Here is a 17,135-nt window from a genome sequence, read left to right on the forward strand (position 1 = left end):
CATGACGACGGCATCGGAGAACACCGTGACGGACGCCCGATCCACCCGCCTGAGCAGCGTCAACCTCGCCGCCGCACTCCTCCTGATCGCACAGGCCGTTCTGGTCTCCGTGGTCGTCCTGGCCCAGAGCGCCCCGGTGCTGCTGCCGGTCACGGCCGGCTTCCCCGGCGGGCCGGTGGGTTCCCAGGCCGAAGCGCAGGTCGTCGACCTGGCCGCCGTGAACCTCGGGGTGGCCGTCGTCGTCCTGCTCGCCTTCTCCGCGCTCCTACGCCTCGCCGCCGTGACCCCGACGGTCGCCGGCAGCTACCGGCGCGGCCTGGCCGCCGCGCGCAATCCGCTGCGCTGGGTCGAGTACTCGCAGGTCTCCGCGGTCACGGTGTTCCTCATCGCCCAGTTCAACGGCGTCACGGAGGTCGGCACGCTGGTGGCGCTCTACGCCATCACGGCGGGTGCCGCGCTATTCCTCGCACTGCAGGAGCGTGAACCGGCCGGCGGCTCGCTCCGGTCCTTCGTCTTCGGAGCCATGGTCGGCATCGTGCCGTGGGGCATCATCGCCTTCTACCAGGTCGGCGCCGGGGTTCTCCATGACGTGCCCGAACTCTTCGTGCGCACCGTCACCCTCTCGCTGCTCGCGGTGGCGGCCTTGGTCTGGACCAACGCCTGGCTCGGCCGGCGAGCCCACGGCGCATGGGCGCATCCGCACCGAGTGGAGATCGTGCAGATCACCCTCGTCACGCTCGGCACCACGCTGCTGGCCGCGCACGTGGTGTGGGGCGTGCTGCTCTAGGCGAGGTTCGACACCGTCAGGTGCGGGGCCGACTCCAGCAGGGCCTGCTCGAACCCGGCCAGTGCCTCGGCGGGGAGCGACCAGGCCTGCTTCGGGCATCCGTCACCGGGTCTGCCACCCGCATCTTTCGTCACGTTAATACGGAGAATCTTAGGAAACGCCGGTTTGGGCGCCTGGGCGGCATGTCGCCAAAATCTCCGAAGTTAGCGACGGCGCGCCGGGTCTCGACGGGCTCGACCGCCGGAAGACGAGCTCGACCGCCGGGCTCAAACGGGCTAGGCGAGCGCGCGGGCCACGTCCAGTCCGGAGCGCACGGCCCGAGAGATGCCCGACGGATGCCCGTGCAGCCGCCCGAAACCGTCTCCCGCCACGAAGATGCCGGGCTGGTCCGCGCTGCGGAAGAACGTGGAATCCGACCCCGAATCTGCAGGCACCACAGCATTCGCATACCGCCAGCGCTTCAACGCTGAGTCCAGAACGCGCACGCCGGGCAGCAGCCGGATCAGCTCGGCCAGCAGCTCCGCCTGCGAGAATGTGGCGTCCGCGTCCCAGGTCGCCTCGCTCCAGAGCGGGCTTGCAATGACCTCGAGCCACACCTGTCGGGCATCGTCCCGGTGCCTGACTCTAATCGTCTCGATGACTCCGTCGGGAGCGGACCAGCCCACGACGTCATTCACGACGTCGGCGCCGTCGACGATGCACAGCAGAACGGCCCGCCTGTCGTAGGCAGCCTCGAGCAGGCCGGGCGCGACAGCGATCCCGCTGCCGCGCAGCATCTGCAGGTTCTGTGGAACCGGCGCTGTGAGAACCACCGCCCGGCCTCCGAACGGTTCCCCCGAGTTGTGCGGCACGACGTGGATGAGACCGGAATTCTGCACGGCGAGGTGGGTGACGAAGGTGCGCCGGAGCGTCGTGCCGCCCGCCCACCGCTTGGCGATATCGCCCGCGGGCTCGTCGAACATCCACTTCGCGTAGCCCTCGGTGTCGGGCACGAACCGGGCTCCCGTTCGGCGGGTGATCTCGCGGGTGACCTCGGCGTCGTGACTGTGAACCGCGTCGACGGACGGGTTCAACAACCGGCCGCCGAGCGGGCGGCTCGCGAGCCGCCCGCCCGGCCGCGATCCCTTGTCGAGGAGGAGGACCGCACGACCGCGCTCCTGCAGGTTCCGGGCGATGGTCAGACCGCAGACGCCCGCACCGACCACGATGACGTCCCACGTTTCCATGTCTGGAGGCTAGTGCACGCGCGTTGCACGCGCATTGCACGCACAGCGCGCCCACCGTGCAGTCGTACGCTTGTTCGTGTCGTCCTAGCTGCCGAGACCCGGCACGGATGCCGCAGCGCTGCATCCGCAGCGCTGCATCCGCAGCACCGCCCACACAAAGGAGTCCCGCATGAAGATCGTTGTCACTGGTGGAAGCGGAAAGCTCGGCCGGACCGTCGTGACGTACCTCGTCGCCGAGGGTCACGAGGTACTGAACCTCGACCGCGACGGTGCCCGCAGCCACGATCTGGTGGTCGTGGACCTCACAGACTACGGCCAGGTCGTCGACGCGGTCCTCGGTGTCGATGACCGGCATAGCGGGTTCGACGCCATCGTGCACCTGGGCGCGATCCCGGCTCCCGGCCTGGTTCCCGACGTGGCCACGTTCCACAACAACATCCTCTCCACCTACAACGTGTTCCAGGCGGCCCGGCGGGCGGGCATCAAGAAGCTGGTCTACGCGTCCAGCGAGACTGTGCTCGGTCTCCCGTTCGACATCGACCCGCCCTATATTCCCGTAGACGAGGAGTACCCGGCCCGGCCCGAGAGCACCTACTCGCTGGTGAAGCACCTCGAGGAGCAGCTGGCGATCCAGCTCACCCGCTGGGATCCCGAACTCAGCATCACGGCTCTGCGCTTCTCCAACGTGAAGGACCCGGAGGACTACGCGGCCTTCCCCGCCTTCGACGCCGACGCCACCCTGCGCAAGTGGAACCTGTGGGGCTACATCGACGGCCGTGACGGCGCCCAGGCCGTGCTGCGGGCATTGCAGAACGCGAAGCCGGGCTTCGAGGCGTTCATCATCGCCGCCGCCGACACGGTGATGAGCCGGCCGAACGCCGAGCTGGCCGCCGAGGTCTTCCCCGACGTCGAACTCCGGGAGGTCGGCGAGAACGACACCTTGCTCTCCATCGACAAGGCCCGACGGATGCTCGGCTACGCACCGCAGCACAGCTGGCGCGACCACGTGTAGCCGTTTCAGCCGATGAAGCAACGGATGCCCCCACCCGGCCGGGCAGGGGCATGCGTCTTTTCGGTGCTGAATGGCGTGCGGCTAGTTGGTGGCCGCCACGAACGCCCGGGAGAACGACCACTGCGGGTTGCTCACCCCGGAGCACATGTACGCGGCGATCCCGCCGGTGCACGGCTGGTCCCGGGTCATTTCCCACCAGCCGAGGTAGTTCAGCGCGTTCGCCTTGGCGAACTTGCCGACCTTGGTCGTGTCGGTGAGCGAGCAGACCTCTCCCGTGTCGTTCAGCCCGATCATCGGCGTGATGCCGATCATGGACAGGCGCTGGGCGTCGGTCAGGCCGGTGTAGCGTCTCGTCCCGAACGAATTCGGAGATTCTGCCCAAATTGCCCCAAAACAGCCCGAAAACCGGATTTTTCCTTAAAATCTCCGTCGAATTGGTTCGGCCCTCCGGGCGTAATACAACCGCGCGATACAACCGCGCGAGACAACCAATGGCGGAGGACTCAGTGCACCTTGAGCGACAGCAGCTGCGGTCCGCCCGGTGAGCCCACGCTGAGGCCGGCCCACGAAACGAGGGTCCAACCGTCTTCGGGAGAGCCGGACAACTCGACCATCCCCGTGTTCTCGAGGTCGGTCGTGCCCGCGAACAGGGGCGACACATTGCTGGCGCGGGCCGCGGTCCACACGCGGATCGCCGCGCCGTGGCTGAACACCGCCGCCGTGTCGGCACCGGCGGCGGCAGAAGCGATATCGGCGTCGAACCGGGAGAAGAAGCTGTTCCCGTCCAGGCCTTCGGGCATCCTGGCCGCGAGGTCCCCGGTGACCCAGGTCAGCACGGTTTCAAAATAGGTGCGAATGGATGCCCGGTCGCTAAGTCCCTCGAGCGCGCCCGCTTCGATCTCGTGCAGCCCGGTGGCCACCTGAACGTCGAGCTGCAACGCGGTCGCCAGCGGCTCGGCCGTGAGCCGGGTGCGTACGAGCGTCGACGCGAAGATGGCGTCGATGGACTCGAGGCGCAGGGCATCCGGAATCACTGAGGCCTGCCGGAACCCGAGCTCGGTCAGGCCGGGGCCAGGGTGAGCGGTGTCGAGCTGACCGAGCACATTGGCGGGCGTCTGGCCGTGACGGATCAGAAAGAGTCGCATTGTGACACCAGCATAGGCATCGGGCCTGGCGAGAGCCCGCAGGGTGAGATCGTCGCCGCCGAGGGTGACAGCATGGGAGGAGTAAACAGTGCATCCACGAGAGGGAGAAACCCCATGACGATCATCAAAATCAACGCCATCACGGTGCCCGGCGACAACGGCGACGAGCTGGCCCTCCGGTTTGCCGCCCGAGCCGGTGCGGTCGACGACCGACCGGGTTTCGAGGGTTTCGAACTACTCAAGCCGACGGATGGTCGCAGCACCTGGCTGGTCGTCACCCGCTGGGCCGACGAGGAGTCCTTCCAGGCTTGGCTGACCTCGCCGTCTTTCGCGCAGGGTCACCGCGGCGACGCCCCGACGGAGGGCGAAGCACCGGCCCGGCCCATGGGCATCAGCAGTGAGCTGTGGTCCTACGAGATCGCCGGCGGCTCGCCGGCCTGACGCAGTCGCGTCCCCTGCGGTGCCCGAGGCCACGGCGGGTTACACGGAGCTGCGCGGCGGGCGGCCCGGTCGAGCTGGGTCGATGAGCGAACCCCGTGCACACGATGCCCTGCACACCGACGCCGTGCGACCGATGCGGGCCCAGGCTCTGCTGGATGCGTTGAACGTCCGGGTCGTCATCGCCGACGGCGCCATGGGCACCATGCTGTAGGACGGGCCTACGTCGAGGAGGACCGTGCCGAATTGTTCGACGGCGCGGTGCGCTACGCGCGGGATGCCTTCGAGGGGTTGGCGGTGATGGAGCCGCTGGTCGCCGTCGCGCGGGGCGCCGACCCGGAATCCGTGGGTCTGCCGCCGCTCAAAAAGCGCATCCACAAGCGCAGTCTGCTCACCGTCACGGAGCCGGACGCCATGCCGGCCCGCTCCGATGTGGTCGCCGACAACCCCGTGCCCGTTCCGCCGTTCTGGGGCACCCGCATCGTCAAGGGGATCGCGCTGGCCGAGTACTCCACGTTCCTCGACGAGCGGGCCACGTTCATGGGGAAGTGGGGTCTGAAGCCCAGCCGCGGCGACGACGGCAAGAGCTACCAGCATCTGGTGGACACCGAGGGCCGACCCCGGCTGCGCTACTGGCTCGACCGCATCCTCGCCGAGGGCATACTCGACGCCTCCGTCGCCTACGGCTACTTCCCGGCCTCAAGCGAGGGCAACGACCTCGTCGTGCTGCACCACGGCGACGACCCGTCGGGCGTGCTGGGGGTCGCCGGCCTGCCCGCCCCCGACGGCGGCTCCGGCGGCACCGTGGATTCCGAACGCCTGCGATTCGTTTTCCCCCGGCAGCGGCGCGACCGGCACCTGTGCCTGGCGGACTTCGTTCGCCCACGCGAATCCGGCCAGACGGATGTCGTCGCCCTCCAACTGGTCACGGCCGGAGCGAACGTCGACACGGTCACGGCAAAGCTCTTCGCCGAGAACAGATACCGCGACTACATGGAGCTCAACGGGCTGACCATGCAGCTCACCGAGGCGCTGGCCGAATACTGGCACTCCCGGGTGCGGGAGGAGCTCGGCCTGGGTGCCGAAGACCCGGTCGAACTGGCCGGCATGTTCAAGCTCGAGTACCGCGGCACCCGGTTCTCGCTGGGCTACCCGGCCTGTCCCGAGATGGAGGACCGCCGCACGGTCGTCGAACTACTCAGGCCCGAGCGGATGGGTGTGGTGCTGTCTAAGGAGCTGCAGCTGCACCCGGAGCAGTCGACGGATGCGTTCGTGTTCCACCACCCGGAAGGGAAGTACTTCTCGGTGTAGCCGGTGTAGCCGGTGTAGCCGGTGTAGCCGGTTCGGCCTGGGGTGGTCGGGCAGCCCTGCCTGGCCGGCCCAGCTTCGCTCGGCGGAGAGCGGCCAGTGCGGCCGGGCCTACCAGCACGATCCCGACCGTGGTGGTGATGGCGCGCACGGTGTCCCAGGTGAGGGTCGACGTCACGAGCGTGTACAGGGCGAAGGAGGCGAGGTTCTCGCCGAGCGTGGCGTCGGCCGCATAGGAGATGTCGGTGCCCGAGCCCACCGCGAACGGCCAGAACCAGAGGTTCATCACCAGTCCGAAGAGGTAGGACGCCACGATGCCGTAGGCCACGAGCATCGCGATCTCGAGGCGGGCCGCGCCGATATGTGCGGAACGGATGCGCGGCAGCAGCGCCGCCCCGGCTCCCACCCAGCCGCACGCGAACATCTGGAACGGGGTCCACGGGCCGAACCCACCCCACAGGGCCGAGGACACCGCGATGGTGAGCAGGCCGAGCAGGAACCCGAAGCGGGCCCCGTAGGCGCGACCGGCCAGGATCAGCAGGATGAACACGGCCTCGACGCCGCCGACGCCGGTGCCCGCGATGCGCACGGCGGCGCCGACCGCGGAGAGCACCCCCAGCAGGGCCACGGTCTTGGCCGTGTACATCTCCCCGTCGAGGGTGAGAGCGAGGGCCACGATCAGGGCCGGCACGAGCGCGAAGGCCACGACCGGCGCGGCCGACTGGGCGTTCTCCGGCAGCGCCGAGACGAAGAACGGCCAGGCGAAGCCGGCGGCGGCGAGGATACTCCCGCCGCCGAGCACCCAGGCGGTCCAGCCCGTCCAGCCGGTGCGCCTCATGACCGCACCGGTTCCGGTTCGGTGAGCAGGCCGGCGGCCATGATGACCGTCTTCGTCGCCAGGGACCGGGCGAAGTCGCGGTCGTGGGTGGCGAACAGGACCGCCGACGTGTCACTCGAGGCGCGCACTAGCGCGGCGGCGACGATCGCCCGGGCCTGTGGATCGAGGCCGCGCGTCGGTTCGTCCACCAGCAGCACCCGCGGCTCGGCGGCCAGCTGGATGGCCATCACGAGGCAGAGGCGTTCGCCGGCCGAGAGGTCCCGCGGATGCCGCCGCATCAGGTGCGCCGCCTCCGCCATGGTGCCAAGCCCGAGCAGGTTCGCGAACCGGAGCGCGGTTCCGATCCCGGTTCCCTTCCCGGCCGGGGGCTTCAGCCGGCGGTCGGCCCGGCGGCACTCCTCGGCCACCGTGACGGCGAAGAGCAGATCGTCGAAATTCTCCGGCACCAGGGCCACAGCCGTGGGGCGGTATCGGGGGCGCAGCTGCGCCACGTCCCGCCCGGCCACGAGCACGCTGCCTCGCGTCGCCGAAAGGGCGATCGCGCGCAGCAGGCTGCTCTTGCCCGCGCCGTTCCGACCCTCGAGCGCCACCAGGTCGCCCGCGTAGAGGTCCAGCGACACATCGTCGACCGCCCGCTCGCTCCCGTGCAGAACCGTGAGGTGACGGATACTCGCGAGCGGCCCCGCAGGCCCGGTGGCGGGGGTGGTCAGGGTGCTCTGACCCTGCTGTGCCGCCTGCTCCGCCGCCTGCTCCGCCGCCTGCTCCGCCGCGACCAGCGCACTCGGCCGCTCGCCCGGGCCGAGCGCATGCACGCGCGCACCGCGGAGCTCGAGCCAGGCATCCGCCGAATTCGACCACTCCCGGGTGTTGTGCTCGGCGACCACGACGCAGACCTGGGTCTCGTGGGCCAGGCGGTCGAGCACCTGCACCACGCGCTCCCGGGCCGGGGTGTCGAGATCGGCCAGAGGTTCGTCCACGAGCAGCAGGATCGGCTGGTTGACCAGGGCGGCGCCGATGGCGACGAGACTGGCCTCGCCCGCCGAGAGCTCCGAGGTGCCGCGGCCGAGCAGATGCTCGATCCCCAGCCGCTCGGCCACGTCGCGCACCCGCTGCTCCACGAGGACCGGTGCGATGCCGCGCACCGCGAGGGCGAAGCCGATCTCGTCCGGCACGGTTTCGGCCACGAAGGAGAGCCGCACGTTCTGGGTGACAAGTCCGACGAAGCCGGCCGTTTCGCGCGGGGGAGTGGCGGCGCGGTCGGCGCCGCCCACCTCGATCGAACCGTGCTGGGTGCCTTCGGCGAAGTGCTGGAAGAGACCGCTCATGCTGTGCAGCAGGCTGGTCTTTCCCGATCCGGTCGAACCGGCGATCACGGTCAGCGTGCCGGGAGCGAGGTCGAGGGTGAGTCCCTCGAGGTGCCAGCGCTCACCCTCGAAGCCGAGTGCGGCATCCGTCATCACGACCGGCTTCTCACACTCGCCGGCTGCCGCCCGCGTGGCGGCGAACCCGCGGGACTCCATGGACGCAGCCAGGCCGAGCGCCCGTTCCACGGTCTGCTCGAAGACCGGCACCAGCAGGGCCGGTGCCGACCGTTCGCCGCGCAACGCACTGGCCGTGCGCACCCGGCGCACCGCGTCGATCAGTGCCGGGAACGTCGCCCAGGCGATCACGAGCGACCGCGACAGGGCGCGCAGCGGGCCCCGGTTAGCGCCCCGGGCGAAGAAGCGGCGCACGTCGACGAGCGCGTTGAGCACTCCGAACCCGAGGATCACCAGAGCGAAGGGCAGCGCGCTCAGGGCGGCATTGCCGAGGCCTCCGGTCGTGACGGGCCCGAACAACGCGATGTGGTTGAACGGCCCATCGAGCGGCAGGCGCGGGAGGTCGAGCAGCAACAGGCCGCCGCCGGATGCCCCGCTGAAGGCCACCCGGTAGAGCACCCGGATGCCCACGAACGCTCCGGCAAGCAGCGCCGCCGAGCGCAGGGGGGGAAACCGGAAGCGCAGCATTAGCTTCCGGGGGTGGGCGTCTCGGTGCCGGTCGTGAAGATGAGGCCGACGGACTGGCCCGGTTCCAGCTCGAGGCTGCCGAGGCCCTCCTGGGCGTACTCCCACTCCGCGTCGGCGGTGGGCTTGACCCAGAGCGCCCAGTAAGCGGCAGCGGCGGGCATGGACGCGCAGGTTTCGGTGAACGGGGTTTCGCCGGCCACCTTGATGGTTTCGTCGGCGGCCGGGCGGCCGCCCACGCGGCAGACCACCTGGTCGCCCCACTCCACGGTGCCCTCGGTTTCCACACCGGCGGTCGCCAGAACCGTGCTGGCCGTGATCGTCCCGGCGGTGGCGGTGGCGGTGTCGACGCAGTCCGTGATCTCGGGGGCGTCGAGCGCGCCGAAGTCGACGACGACGCTCACGCCGGCACAGGCCCCGTCGGCCGGAGCGGCGGTGGCGGAGGCGGCGGCAGGGGTGGTGTCGGTCTCGGGCGCGCCGGTGGTGCATCCGCTCAAGGCCAGCGCCCCCACCAGGGTCAGGGTGGCCAGTGCTGTCAGCTTCATGTGCTCCAGAATACCCAGCGGCGGGTGAAGTCTGGTTCTTGTCACGCGCTGAGACGGGGGCACCGAGTGTTCACCGGGCCGACACCGGCTGGAGACCGGGAGACCTCCGGGCGTCAGCATGAGGCTCATAGATTCGATGGCGTTGTACCTACCCCCTATGAAGGAGTCGCGCCTTGCGCAAAAAGATCGCTGTCTTTGCCCTCACCGCCACCGCCACTGCCACCGCAGTCGTCGGCATCGCCCCTGCCGCGCTCGCCGCGACCGGCCCGTTCGATTTCGTGCCTCTCGCCGGTTCCGCCTACGGCATGGGCAGCACCGACTGGACCCAGCCGTACCTGCTACCGGAGGGCTTCACCCAGACCCTCGTGCACGACGAAACCGTGCTCGACGTCTACCCCGGCGTCGACGACCTGCATGACATGAACACCCAGAACGAGACCGGTGCTCAGGCCGGCCGCTTCCTCTACAACACTTACGAGGTCGGCTCGAACGGCGCCGTCTCTGTGACCGACCTGAAGACCGGTGCGGTCAGCGTCATCGCGCAACGCGCGGACTGGAACCGTCTCGATGGCATCCGCTGGACCCCCTGGGGCAGCCTCCTCGTCACGGAAGAGACCACCGGCGGCAAGGTCTTCGAACTGTTCTTCGCGAAGAACGACCCGACCACGGTCGAGCGTATCGAGGAGCGCACCGAGCTCGGAGCGCAACGTCACGAGGGCATCGACGTCACGGCCGACGGCTCCGTCATCGTCATCGACGAACTCAACGGCGGCTCAATCTTCAAGTTCGTGCCGACCGTTCGCGGCGACCTCTCCCAGGGCCGGCTGCACGCCCTCAAGATCACCGGGCTGACGGATGCCGCGCAAAAGTGGAACCAGGCCACCTTCACCGAGAAGGTCGGCGCCTTCGAATGGGTGGCCCTCGACCAGGCGCAGGTGCGCGTCGACGCGGATGCCGCGGCCAACGCGGTGAGCGCCACCGAATTCGGTCGCCCGGAAGACGTCGAGATCATCGGCCAGACCCTTTACGTGGCCAACACTTCCGAGGAGCGTGTGGTCGCGATCGACCTGTCGAAGCTCACCGTCAGCAGCTTCGTCGAGGCCGGCGTGAACGTGCCGGTCGAGGACAAGGCCGCCGGGGTCACCGGGTTCAACAACCCGGACAACCTTGCCGAGGGCCCCGACGGCGCCCTCTGGATCACGGAAGACAACAGCTTCAGCGACATCTTCCGGGCCGAAAAGGACCGAGACCACGACGGAGCGTCCGACAGCGTCGAGCTCTTCGCCTCGCTGACGGATGAAGGCGCCGAGACCACCGGGATCTACTTCGGCAAGAACCCGAAGGAGCTGTTCGCTACGGTGCAGCACCCCGACAAGGACCTCGCCGACGGCATCTGGAAGATCACGCGCGACTAGCCTCACCCCGGAGGCAGGCTACTGCAGCGCCGAGGTCAGCTGCGCGAGGCCGTCGAGCACGGTCTTGCTGTGGGGCTCGTTGTTCCAGTCCGACAGCGTCAGCTCCCGGCTCACCTTCCGGTAGCCTGCCTCCACCTCCCGCATCCGGTCAACGAACGTGCGCCCACGCACCATCAGGGAAGTATCGAAGTGCCGCGTCGTCAAGAAGCCGGCATGAATGTAGCGCGGGTGAGGCGCGGAGGTGCTGGCAGCCTCAGTTCTGCGACAACCCGCGGGTGCCCGGCAGTTCCTCGCTCGACACCGAACTGAGCAACAGGCTGGTCTCGCTGTTGAGCACGCCCTCGATCGAGCGCACCTGCCCGAGCAGCCGGTCGAAGTCGGCCAGGGTGTCGGTGCGCAGCTCGGCGACGAGGTCCCAACCGCCGTTGGTCGAGTGCAGGGCCTTCACCTCCGGAAAGCCGCGAAGGGCGTGGATCACCTTCGTGATTGCGCGCCCCTCCACTTCGATCAGGGTGATGGCCCGAATCGAGTTCGGGTCGCGGTCCTCCCTGATCCGCACGCCGAAACCCACGACGGTTCCCGAATCGGTCAGCCTCTTGAGCCTGCTGTTGACCGTGGACCGGGTGACACCGAGGTCGCGGGCGAGGCTGGCCACGGGCTCGCGGCCATTCACGCGGAGGACGGAGAGCAGGCGGCGGTCGAGGTCATCGAGGGGATACATTGCACATAGTGTATGTATATTGAGCGCACAATGCATAGTCATCTGGACAGAATGCGGCAATAATCAAATGGCGGCTGCACATCGCCCATGCATATGGTTGTAAACCTGAACGAGGGGAGACGCACGTGGTGCGCTTTGTAGACGTAGGAAACATCAACCGCTGGGCCGCCGCGACGGGTGTGGAACGCATCCTCACGGACATGGTCGAGTACCTCGAACGGGACTTCCGCCGCTGGCCTACCTTCGACAAGGCGCCGCGCGTGGCCAGCCACTCACCGCTCGGCGTGATCGAACTCATGCCCACGAGCGACGGCGTCACCTACGGCTTCAAGTACGTCAACGGTCATCCGTCGAACCCGTCGCGGGGCCTGCAGACCGTCACCGCGTTCGGCGTCCTCGCCGACGTGCAGAGCGGCTACCCCACCTTCTGGTCCGAGATGACCGTGCTCACGGCCTTCCGCACCGCCGCGACCTCGGCCATGGTCGCGCGCGCGCTCGCCCGCCCCGACGCCCACACCATGGCCATGATCGGCACGGGCACCCAGTCGGAGTTCCAGGCGCTCGCCTTCCGTGGGCTCCTCGGCATCAACCGGCTCCGCGTCTGGGACACCGATCCCGATGCCATCGCCAAATTCGTGCGCAACCTGGCTCCGCTCGGTTTCGAGATCATGGTCGCCACCGGGGCGACGGATGCCGTGACCGGCGCCGACATCATCACGACCTGCACCGCGGACAAGGCGAATGCCACCGTACTCACCGACGCCATGGTCGGCCCCGGCGTGCACATCAACGCCATCGGCGGCGACTGCCCGGGCAAAACGGAGCTCGACGCGGGCATCCTGCACCGCGCCGACGTCTTCGTGGAATTCACCGCGCAGACCCGTATCGAGGGCGAAATCCAGCAGATGCACCCCGAATTCCCGGTCACCGAGATCTGGCAGGTGCTCCTCGGCGAGGCCGCCGGCCGCACCTCGGCAGAGCAGATCACGGTCTTCGACTCCGTGGGCTTCGCCATCGAGGACTTCTCGGCGCTCCGCTTCCTGCAGGATGCCGTCGACCAGACCTCGTTCTACACCGATATCGACCTCGTCGCCGACCCCGATGACCCGAAAGACCTCTTCGGTCTGGTCACCGCGGGCGCGCCCGTCCTCGTCTGACCCCGGTGTCCGTGCAGGCCCCATCGGCCGTGGTGCTCATCCGGCCACATTTCTTCTCGCCGAACCCCGAGACGGCCCATGACAACGCTTTCCAGTCACGGGACGCCGGGCACGACGCCGCCCTGGTGGCCGAGGCCGCCTACGCCGAGGTGACCCAGGTAGCAGGCACCCTGGAGGCGCAGGGCATCGCGGTGCACCTGTTCGATGACGACGGGCCGGGCCGCCCCGACAGCGTGTTCCCCAACAACTGGATCTCGACCCACGCCGGGGGTCACGTGGCGCTCTATCCGATGCACGCGCCGAACCGGCGCACCGAGCGCCGGGGTGACATCGTCGAGATGCTCAAGCAGCGCTACCGCGTGCAGGATGTCGTCGACTACTCCGGTCTCGAACTCGACGACGTCTTCCTCGAGGGAACCGGCGCCATGGTTCTCGACCATGCGGCGCGCATCGCCTATGTGGCCCGGTCGCGGCGGGCCGACCCGATCGCGCTCGAACGGTTCTGCACCAACTTCGGCTACGAGCCCATCGTCTTCGACGCGTCTGACGAGAACGGCACGCCGATCTACCACACCAACGTCATGATGTGCATCGCCACGGACTTCGCCCTGGTCGGTCTCGACCTGATCGAGTCGCCGGCCCGGCGCAGCCACGTCGTGGAGCGCCTGGCGGCGCAGGATCGGCAGGTGCTCGCCCTCGACCGCGATCAGATCCGCAACTACGCCGGCAACGCGATCGAACTGCACGGACGGAACGGACGAATGCTGGCGCTCTCCCGCCGCGCCCTCGGCAGTCTGACTGCCGAGCAGCGCCGGATCATCGAGCAGAGCTGCACGATCCTGCCGCTTGACGTGCCCACGATCGAACTCGCCGGCGGCTCAGTGCGGTGCATGCTCGCCGGGATCCACCTCGACCGTCGTGCTGCGTTCACCAGTCAGGCGGCCGCGGCCGCCTGAGGGCTCAGGCGTTCGACGCTAGAGGCATTCGTCCGGATGGATGCTCCTGGTTGAAGCCCGGCGGTTGCGTACGCGAAACCAATCCGTGGGGTGTGGCTTCGGGAGGATCTTCGCGACCGCGAGTGCGGCGAACATGACCGTATTGATGGCGACGAACGCCGCAAGGATGGCGAATTCGTCCGATTGGAGCACCGTTGACGGAAGGAGGATTCCGACCGGAACCAGGGCGTGGAGAGCATCAACCATGATGGATCAGGCCACCCTTTGCAGTTCGTCGTTGGGTGCGGAGCGGGTGACATGGCCCCACTGTGCCTGCCGGCCCCACTGTGCCTGCCGGCCCAGGGTGATGTCGATGATCCCCTTGACAAAGACGAGGTCTAGGAACACATCGAAGATCAGCTCGGGGAAAAGCGTGAGCGCCTGCAGGCGTGCCCGTAGACCGCCCGCCCAGACCGACACGACACGTTCGGCGATGAAAACAAGACCGAGGCCAGCCCGAACGGAAACCAGACCCACGAATCGATCGCCAGAAGCGTCACAAGCATGAGCAGCAGGAACGCGCTGAGCGCGATGAAGCTGTAGCCCAGGCCCAACTGCTGGGCCCAGTACCGGAAGGTGAAGGGTGAGACGCCGCATGCCCCGATGTTCTCCAACGCGCCCCGTTGCCAGCGCAGGCGTTGTACCCACAGAGTGCGAACGGTTGGCATTACCTCGGTGACCACCGTGCACTTTGAGGGAGAGATGATGAGCGCTCCCAGCGACTTCAGGGCAATGGTGAGTTCGTTGTCTTCCGTGAGCGCGGCGGTGTCATAGACATCCCCGCTGGCCCCGGCGACGGCGACTGTCACGGGAGTACCGAATGTACTCGTTGCGCTGGAACTGACCGAGAAGCCCCAAACCTTCCTCTCCGGAGAACAACCCACCGACCGCCATCAGCGCACGATCGCTGGTGAAGCGACCAACGGCGGCTTCCAGAAAGCCGTCGTCGAGACGTGTGTCGGCATCCAGGACCATGATGAGGTCGTTGTCGCCCTGGCCCGGTAAGAGCACCTTCAGGATTTGATTGAGCGCCCCGGCTTTCTTGAATGTGTTCCGGCGAGATTCGAAGATCTCCACCCCCAGCGATCGGGCAATGTCGACGGTCCCGTCGGTGCAGTTATCCGCCACGACCACGACGCGTTCCGGGCGGTGCGACTGGGCGAGCAGCGATGACAGTGTCGCGAAGATCGATGTCTCTTCGTTGTGCGCGGGCACCAGAACGGTCACGGTCACGGCGCCGGCGAAGACTCCGCGCGTTCTTGCCATCGCGATTCCCGCCGAGAGGGGAGTGGTGCGCTGGTTCAAAGACCGACGGGCCTTGCTCGACGTTCCTCGTTCGAGGATCGCAATTCCTGCGGCGACGACAAACCAACAAACCAGAGGAGGGCCGCTGCACCTCCAGCCACAAGCCCGATGACGACGCCGACGCCGCGATCGAAAGTCTTTGCCCCGATGAGCGCAGATCAGCAGAGCAGGGGGACCTCGACCCTCCCGCTGCTGCTCCCGCTCCGGAAGAACTCGATCGCCGCCTCCCGGAACGCGCGTGACGTCGGGGCGTTGAAGTGATTGCGCCCGGGGATCTCGAAGAATCCTCCGCTCGGCGTGGCCGCGGCAAGTACCTTGGAGGCCTCGAGGATGCTGTCTTTGGTCCCGGTGGCGAAGAGCACGGGCTGAGTCGGCGCGTTGTCGGCGCCGGGTTGGGGGCCGCCGCGCATTCCCTCGACGAGGGCCACGAGGGCTTTGAGGTCGTTGCCGGGCAGCGCGCGGGCCATGGTCAGGTATGCCCCGGTAAGGCGGTCGGCGACCTCGGTGCCGTGCTCGATATGAGAGCGGGCATCCATGACCTTGAAGCGTCTGAGGGGGTCGCCGTCGGGTATGCCGCCGAGCACGGCCCGCGAGATGCGTCCCTCCAGTTCGCGGGCGGCCTGCCAGCCCACGCGGGCGCCGAGGGAGTATCCCGCGTAGGCGACCTCGTCGAGCAGGTAGGCGTCGAGTACCTGCAACACGTCGTCGACCAACGCCTCCATCGTGTAGTCGGCGGGGGAGCGGGGCTTGTCGCTCAGGCCGTGCCCGCGCTGGTCGATCGCGATCAGGTGGAAGCCGGCGCGGATGAGATCGCGCGTCCAGCCGGTGACGTGCCAATTGGCGACGGCGCTGGAGGCGAAGCCGTGCACGGCGAGCACGGTGGGGGCGCTCGAATCTCCGAATTCGTAGGTGGCCAGGTTGACTCCATCGGCCGAATAGACGAAGCGGTGCGGTGGGGCGGTGCGTTGTGACATCACGGACCATTGCATCACGACCATCCGGATTTCGGCCCACCAGGTCGACTTTTGGGCAATCCCGCCACCCTGCTTTGCCAGTGCTTTGCCAGCTAAAAATGAGGATATGTCCAGAAATCCCGGGCAGTCTTGAAGGTTCGCCCGGCCGGGTCCCCGACCGAGGAACGTCGAAAAAGAAGCGTGAGCGCAGCCGCGCGCGATCCGCCCAGTGAAAGTTATGCCAAACTCAGACTCGTCTTCCCCTTTGTCCGTCCTTTTCCCCAGTTCAAACCCTGAATCAGACGCCACTCCGGTCCGTGCGGCAGCTGCGATCGGCACCGACGTCGGACTCACCCGCCATCAGGAAACGCGTCGCCGGCGTGGACGAAGCCGCCTACTCGTGGCCGGCGCCGTCATCGCCGTTGGCGCCATCGTGGGCAGTGGATTCTCCGCCAAGTCTGCGTCGCAGGCTGCCGCGGACGAGCAAAAGAAACGCATCATTGCCACCGCAGCTCTGGCAGCCGCCACCGGCCCTCATCCCGAGCAGGCAGGCAGTCTCGACGGAGTCGTCCCGGCCCACGCCTCCGCGAGCGCCCGCACCGCCCTTGCCGGTGCCACCGGCGTGATCGCGGCGGCCCAGGGCAAGACGGATGTCTCGGCGCTCTGAGCACCGTCGCCTCGCTCAGCGAGTACTCGCTTCTGGCTCCCGAACGAGTTTTCGATCTTGTGGAGCAGGTCACTGCCGAAGCCGAGGTCGTGAAGGCCTCGACCGCCGAGGCCGATCGCATCGCCGCGGAGCAGGCCGCGGCTGCTGGTCAGGCTGCCGCAGCTGCTCAGGCCGCCGCAGCTGCTCAGGCTGCCGCGGATGCCCAGGCGCAGGCCGCGGCCCAGGCGGCGGCTCCGAAGCCGGCAGCACCCAAGCCGGTCGCGCCCGCCCCGGCACCGCCCCGCCCCGCCGCCCCCACGAACCCCAGCGGAGCCCAGGCGATCGCCCGGGACATGATGGCGTCCAAGTACGGCTGGGGCGCCGACCAGCTCGGATGCCTGGTCAGTCTCTGGAACAAGGAGTCCGGCTGGAACGTCAACGCCTACAACGCCTCGAGCGGTGCCACCGGCATCCCGCAGGCCCTGCCCGGCAGCAAGATGGCCTCGGCCGGCGCCGACTGGGCGACCAACCCGGCCACCCAGATCTCCTGGGGTCTGAACTACATCGCGGAGCGCTACGGCGATCCCTGTGGAGCGTGGTACAAGTCGGTGGCCTCGGGCTGGTACTGATGGTCAACATCT

The 17,135-nt window shown here is 68.1% G+C and carries 22 protein-coding genes and 1 pseudogene; 10 read left to right on the top strand and 13 right to left on the bottom strand.

The window, feature by feature from the left end; translation table 11 throughout:
* The first annotated feature begins 1 nt into the window (after position 1).
* Complete coding sequence (gene heR / locus E3O28_RS02715; protein WP_134342386.1) at positions 2-787, top strand: heliorhodopsin HeR; 786 nt, start codon at positions 2-4, stop codon at positions 785-787.
* Here the strand turns inward: heR and E3O28_RS16185 are convergent.
* Both E3O28_RS16185 and E3O28_RS02720 read right to left on the bottom strand, forming a co-directional pair.
* Complete coding sequence (locus E3O28_RS16185) at positions 784-921, bottom strand: hypothetical protein (RefSeq protein ID WP_166784715.1); 138 nt, start codon at positions 919-921, stop codon at positions 784-786. The two genes, heR and E3O28_RS16185, sit on opposite strands and share 4 nt — an antisense overlap.
* A gap of 141 nt (positions 922-1,062) precedes the next feature.
* Complete coding sequence (locus E3O28_RS02720; RefSeq protein WP_104101479.1) at positions 1,063-2,013, bottom strand: FAD-dependent oxidoreductase; 951 nt, start codon at positions 2,011-2,013, stop codon at positions 1,063-1,065.
* 169 nt (positions 2,014-2,182) lie between these two features.
* On the opposite strand from E3O28_RS02720, the gene E3O28_RS02725 reads away from it, so the two are divergent.
* A complete protein-coding gene (locus E3O28_RS02725; protein ID WP_104101476.1) occupies positions 2,183-3,025 on the top strand; it encodes an NAD(P)-dependent oxidoreductase in 843 nt (280 codons plus the stop codon).
* Between the two features lie 81 nt (positions 3,026-3,106).
* On the opposite strand, the gene E3O28_RS02730 is transcribed toward E3O28_RS02725, so the two are convergent.
* Positions 3,107-3,337, bottom strand: coding sequence for a hypothetical protein (locus E3O28_RS02730; protein ID WP_134342383.1), 231 nt, complete (start codon positions 3,335-3,337; stop codon positions 3,107-3,109).
* A 191-nt stretch (positions 3,338-3,528) separates the two neighbouring features.
* Complete coding sequence (locus tag E3O28_RS02735) at positions 3,529-4,170, bottom strand: histidine phosphatase family protein (RefSeq protein ID WP_134342382.1); 642 nt, start codon at positions 4,168-4,170, stop codon at positions 3,529-3,531.
* Between the two features lie 114 nt (positions 4,171-4,284).
* Here E3O28_RS02735 and E3O28_RS02740 point away from each other — a divergent pair, with 114 nt between their 5' ends.
* The 3 genes and pseudogenes from E3O28_RS02740 to E3O28_RS02745 all read left to right on the top strand — a co-directional run.
* Positions 4,285-4,611, top strand: coding sequence for an antibiotic biosynthesis monooxygenase (locus E3O28_RS02740; RefSeq protein ID WP_134342381.1), 327 nt, complete (start codon positions 4,285-4,287; stop codon positions 4,609-4,611).
* A gap of 82 nt (positions 4,612-4,693) precedes the next feature.
* Complete coding sequence (locus E3O28_RS17175; protein ID WP_255409034.1) at positions 4,694-4,822, top strand: hypothetical protein; 129 nt, start codon at positions 4,694-4,696, stop codon at positions 4,820-4,822.
* Positions 4,816-5,919 (top strand): annotated as a pseudogene (locus E3O28_RS02745) (vitamin B12 dependent-methionine synthase activation domain-containing protein); the annotation flags it as partial. The gene E3O28_RS17175 and the pseudogene E3O28_RS02745, both read left to right, overlap by 7 nt.
* Here the strand turns inward: E3O28_RS02745 and E3O28_RS16820 are convergent.
* From E3O28_RS16820 to E3O28_RS16190, 3 genes are read right to left on the bottom strand one after another with little or no spacing between them, the layout of a single operon-like run.
* Positions 5,837-6,754: an ECF transporter S component gene (locus E3O28_RS16820; protein WP_241972979.1), complete on the bottom strand. Its 918-nt coding sequence runs from the start codon at positions 6,752-6,754 to the stop codon at positions 5,837-5,839. The pseudogene E3O28_RS02745 and the gene E3O28_RS16820 sit on opposite strands and share 83 nt — an antisense overlap.
* Positions 6,751-8,760 (bottom strand): ATP-binding cassette domain-containing protein, encoded by a 2,010-nt coding sequence (locus E3O28_RS02750; RefSeq protein WP_241972980.1) that lies wholly within the window; start codon positions 8,758-8,760, stop codon positions 6,751-6,753. Before E3O28_RS02750 ends, E3O28_RS16820 begins: the two co-directional genes overlap by 4 nt.
* Entirely contained in the window at positions 8,760-9,302 is a 543-nt protein-coding gene (locus E3O28_RS16190; protein WP_166784716.1) for a hypothetical protein, read from the bottom strand. Before E3O28_RS16190 ends, E3O28_RS02750 begins: the two co-directional genes overlap by 1 nt.
* Positions 9,303-9,475: 173 nt before the next feature.
* On the opposite strand from E3O28_RS16190, the gene E3O28_RS02760 reads away from it, so the two are divergent.
* On the top strand, positions 9,476-10,717 hold the full coding sequence (locus E3O28_RS02760; protein ID WP_241972981.1) for an alkaline phosphatase PhoX: 1,242 nt from the start codon (positions 9,476-9,478) through the stop codon (positions 10,715-10,717).
* A gap of 18 nt (positions 10,718-10,735) precedes the next feature.
* On the opposite strand, the gene E3O28_RS16195 is transcribed toward E3O28_RS02760, so the two are convergent.
* Positions 10,736-10,891 carry a hypothetical protein gene (locus tag E3O28_RS16195; RefSeq protein WP_166784717.1) on the bottom strand — a complete coding sequence of 52 codons (156 nt, stop codon included), beginning with the start codon at positions 10,889-10,891 and terminating at the stop codon, positions 10,736-10,738.
* A 79-nt stretch (positions 10,892-10,970) separates the two neighbouring features.
* Positions 10,971-11,438, bottom strand: coding sequence for an Lrp/AsnC family transcriptional regulator (locus E3O28_RS02765; protein WP_134342377.1), 468 nt, complete (start codon positions 11,436-11,438; stop codon positions 10,971-10,973).
* Between the two features lie 125 nt (positions 11,439-11,563).
* On the opposite strand from E3O28_RS02765, the gene E3O28_RS02770 reads away from it, so the two are divergent.
* Complete coding sequence (locus E3O28_RS02770; RefSeq protein WP_104171237.1) at positions 11,564-12,595, top strand: ornithine cyclodeaminase; 1,032 nt, start codon at positions 11,564-11,566, stop codon at positions 12,593-12,595.
* 5 nt (positions 12,596-12,600) lie between these two features.
* Positions 12,601-13,551, top strand: coding sequence for an arginine deiminase-related protein (locus E3O28_RS02775; RefSeq protein WP_198411465.1), 951 nt, complete (start codon positions 12,601-12,603; stop codon positions 13,549-13,551).
* 18 nt (positions 13,552-13,569) lie between these two features.
* On the opposite strand, the gene E3O28_RS02780 is transcribed toward E3O28_RS02775, so the two are convergent.
* The 4 genes from E3O28_RS02780 to E3O28_RS02790 all read right to left on the bottom strand — a co-directional run bounded on the left by E3O28_RS02780 (position 13,570) and on the right by E3O28_RS02790 (position 15,869).
* Entirely contained in the window at positions 13,570-13,797 is a 228-nt protein-coding gene (locus E3O28_RS02780; protein ID WP_134342376.1) for a hypothetical protein, read from the bottom strand.
* A gap of 149 nt (positions 13,798-13,946) precedes the next feature.
* Complete coding sequence (locus E3O28_RS16825; protein WP_241972982.1) at positions 13,947-14,399, bottom strand: glycosyltransferase family 2 protein; 453 nt, start codon at positions 14,397-14,399, stop codon at positions 13,947-13,949.
* Positions 14,359-14,895, bottom strand: coding sequence for a glycosyltransferase family 2 protein (locus tag E3O28_RS16830; protein ID WP_241972983.1), 537 nt, complete (start codon positions 14,893-14,895; stop codon positions 14,359-14,361). The genes E3O28_RS16825 and E3O28_RS16830 overlap by 41 nt, the downstream gene beginning before the upstream one ends.
* A 158-nt stretch (positions 14,896-15,053) precedes the next feature.
* The gene (locus tag E3O28_RS02790) at positions 15,054-15,869 is read right to left on the bottom strand and encodes an alpha/beta fold hydrolase (protein WP_241972984.1); all 816 of its coding nucleotides are present in this window, start codon (positions 15,867-15,869) and stop codon (positions 15,054-15,056) included.
* Positions 15,870-16,248: 379 nt separating this feature from the next.
* Here E3O28_RS02790 and E3O28_RS16835 point away from each other — a divergent pair, with 379 nt between their 5' ends.
* Together E3O28_RS16835 and E3O28_RS16500 are read left to right on the top strand one after the other, a co-directional pair.
* Positions 16,249-16,515, top strand: coding sequence for a hypothetical protein (locus E3O28_RS16835; protein WP_134415138.1), 267 nt, complete (start codon positions 16,249-16,251; stop codon positions 16,513-16,515).
* 59 nt (positions 16,516-16,574) lie between these two features.
* Complete coding sequence (locus tag E3O28_RS16500; protein WP_241972985.1) at positions 16,575-17,123, top strand: transglycosylase SLT domain-containing protein; 549 nt, start codon at positions 16,575-16,577, stop codon at positions 17,121-17,123.
* Positions 17,124-17,135: the final 12 nt, after the last annotated feature.

This window comes from Cryobacterium sp. TMT2-14 (genome assembly GCF_004402465.1).
GTDB classification, from domain to species: Bacteria; Actinomycetota; Actinomycetes; order Actinomycetales; family Microbacteriaceae; genus Cryobacterium; species Cryobacterium sandaracinum.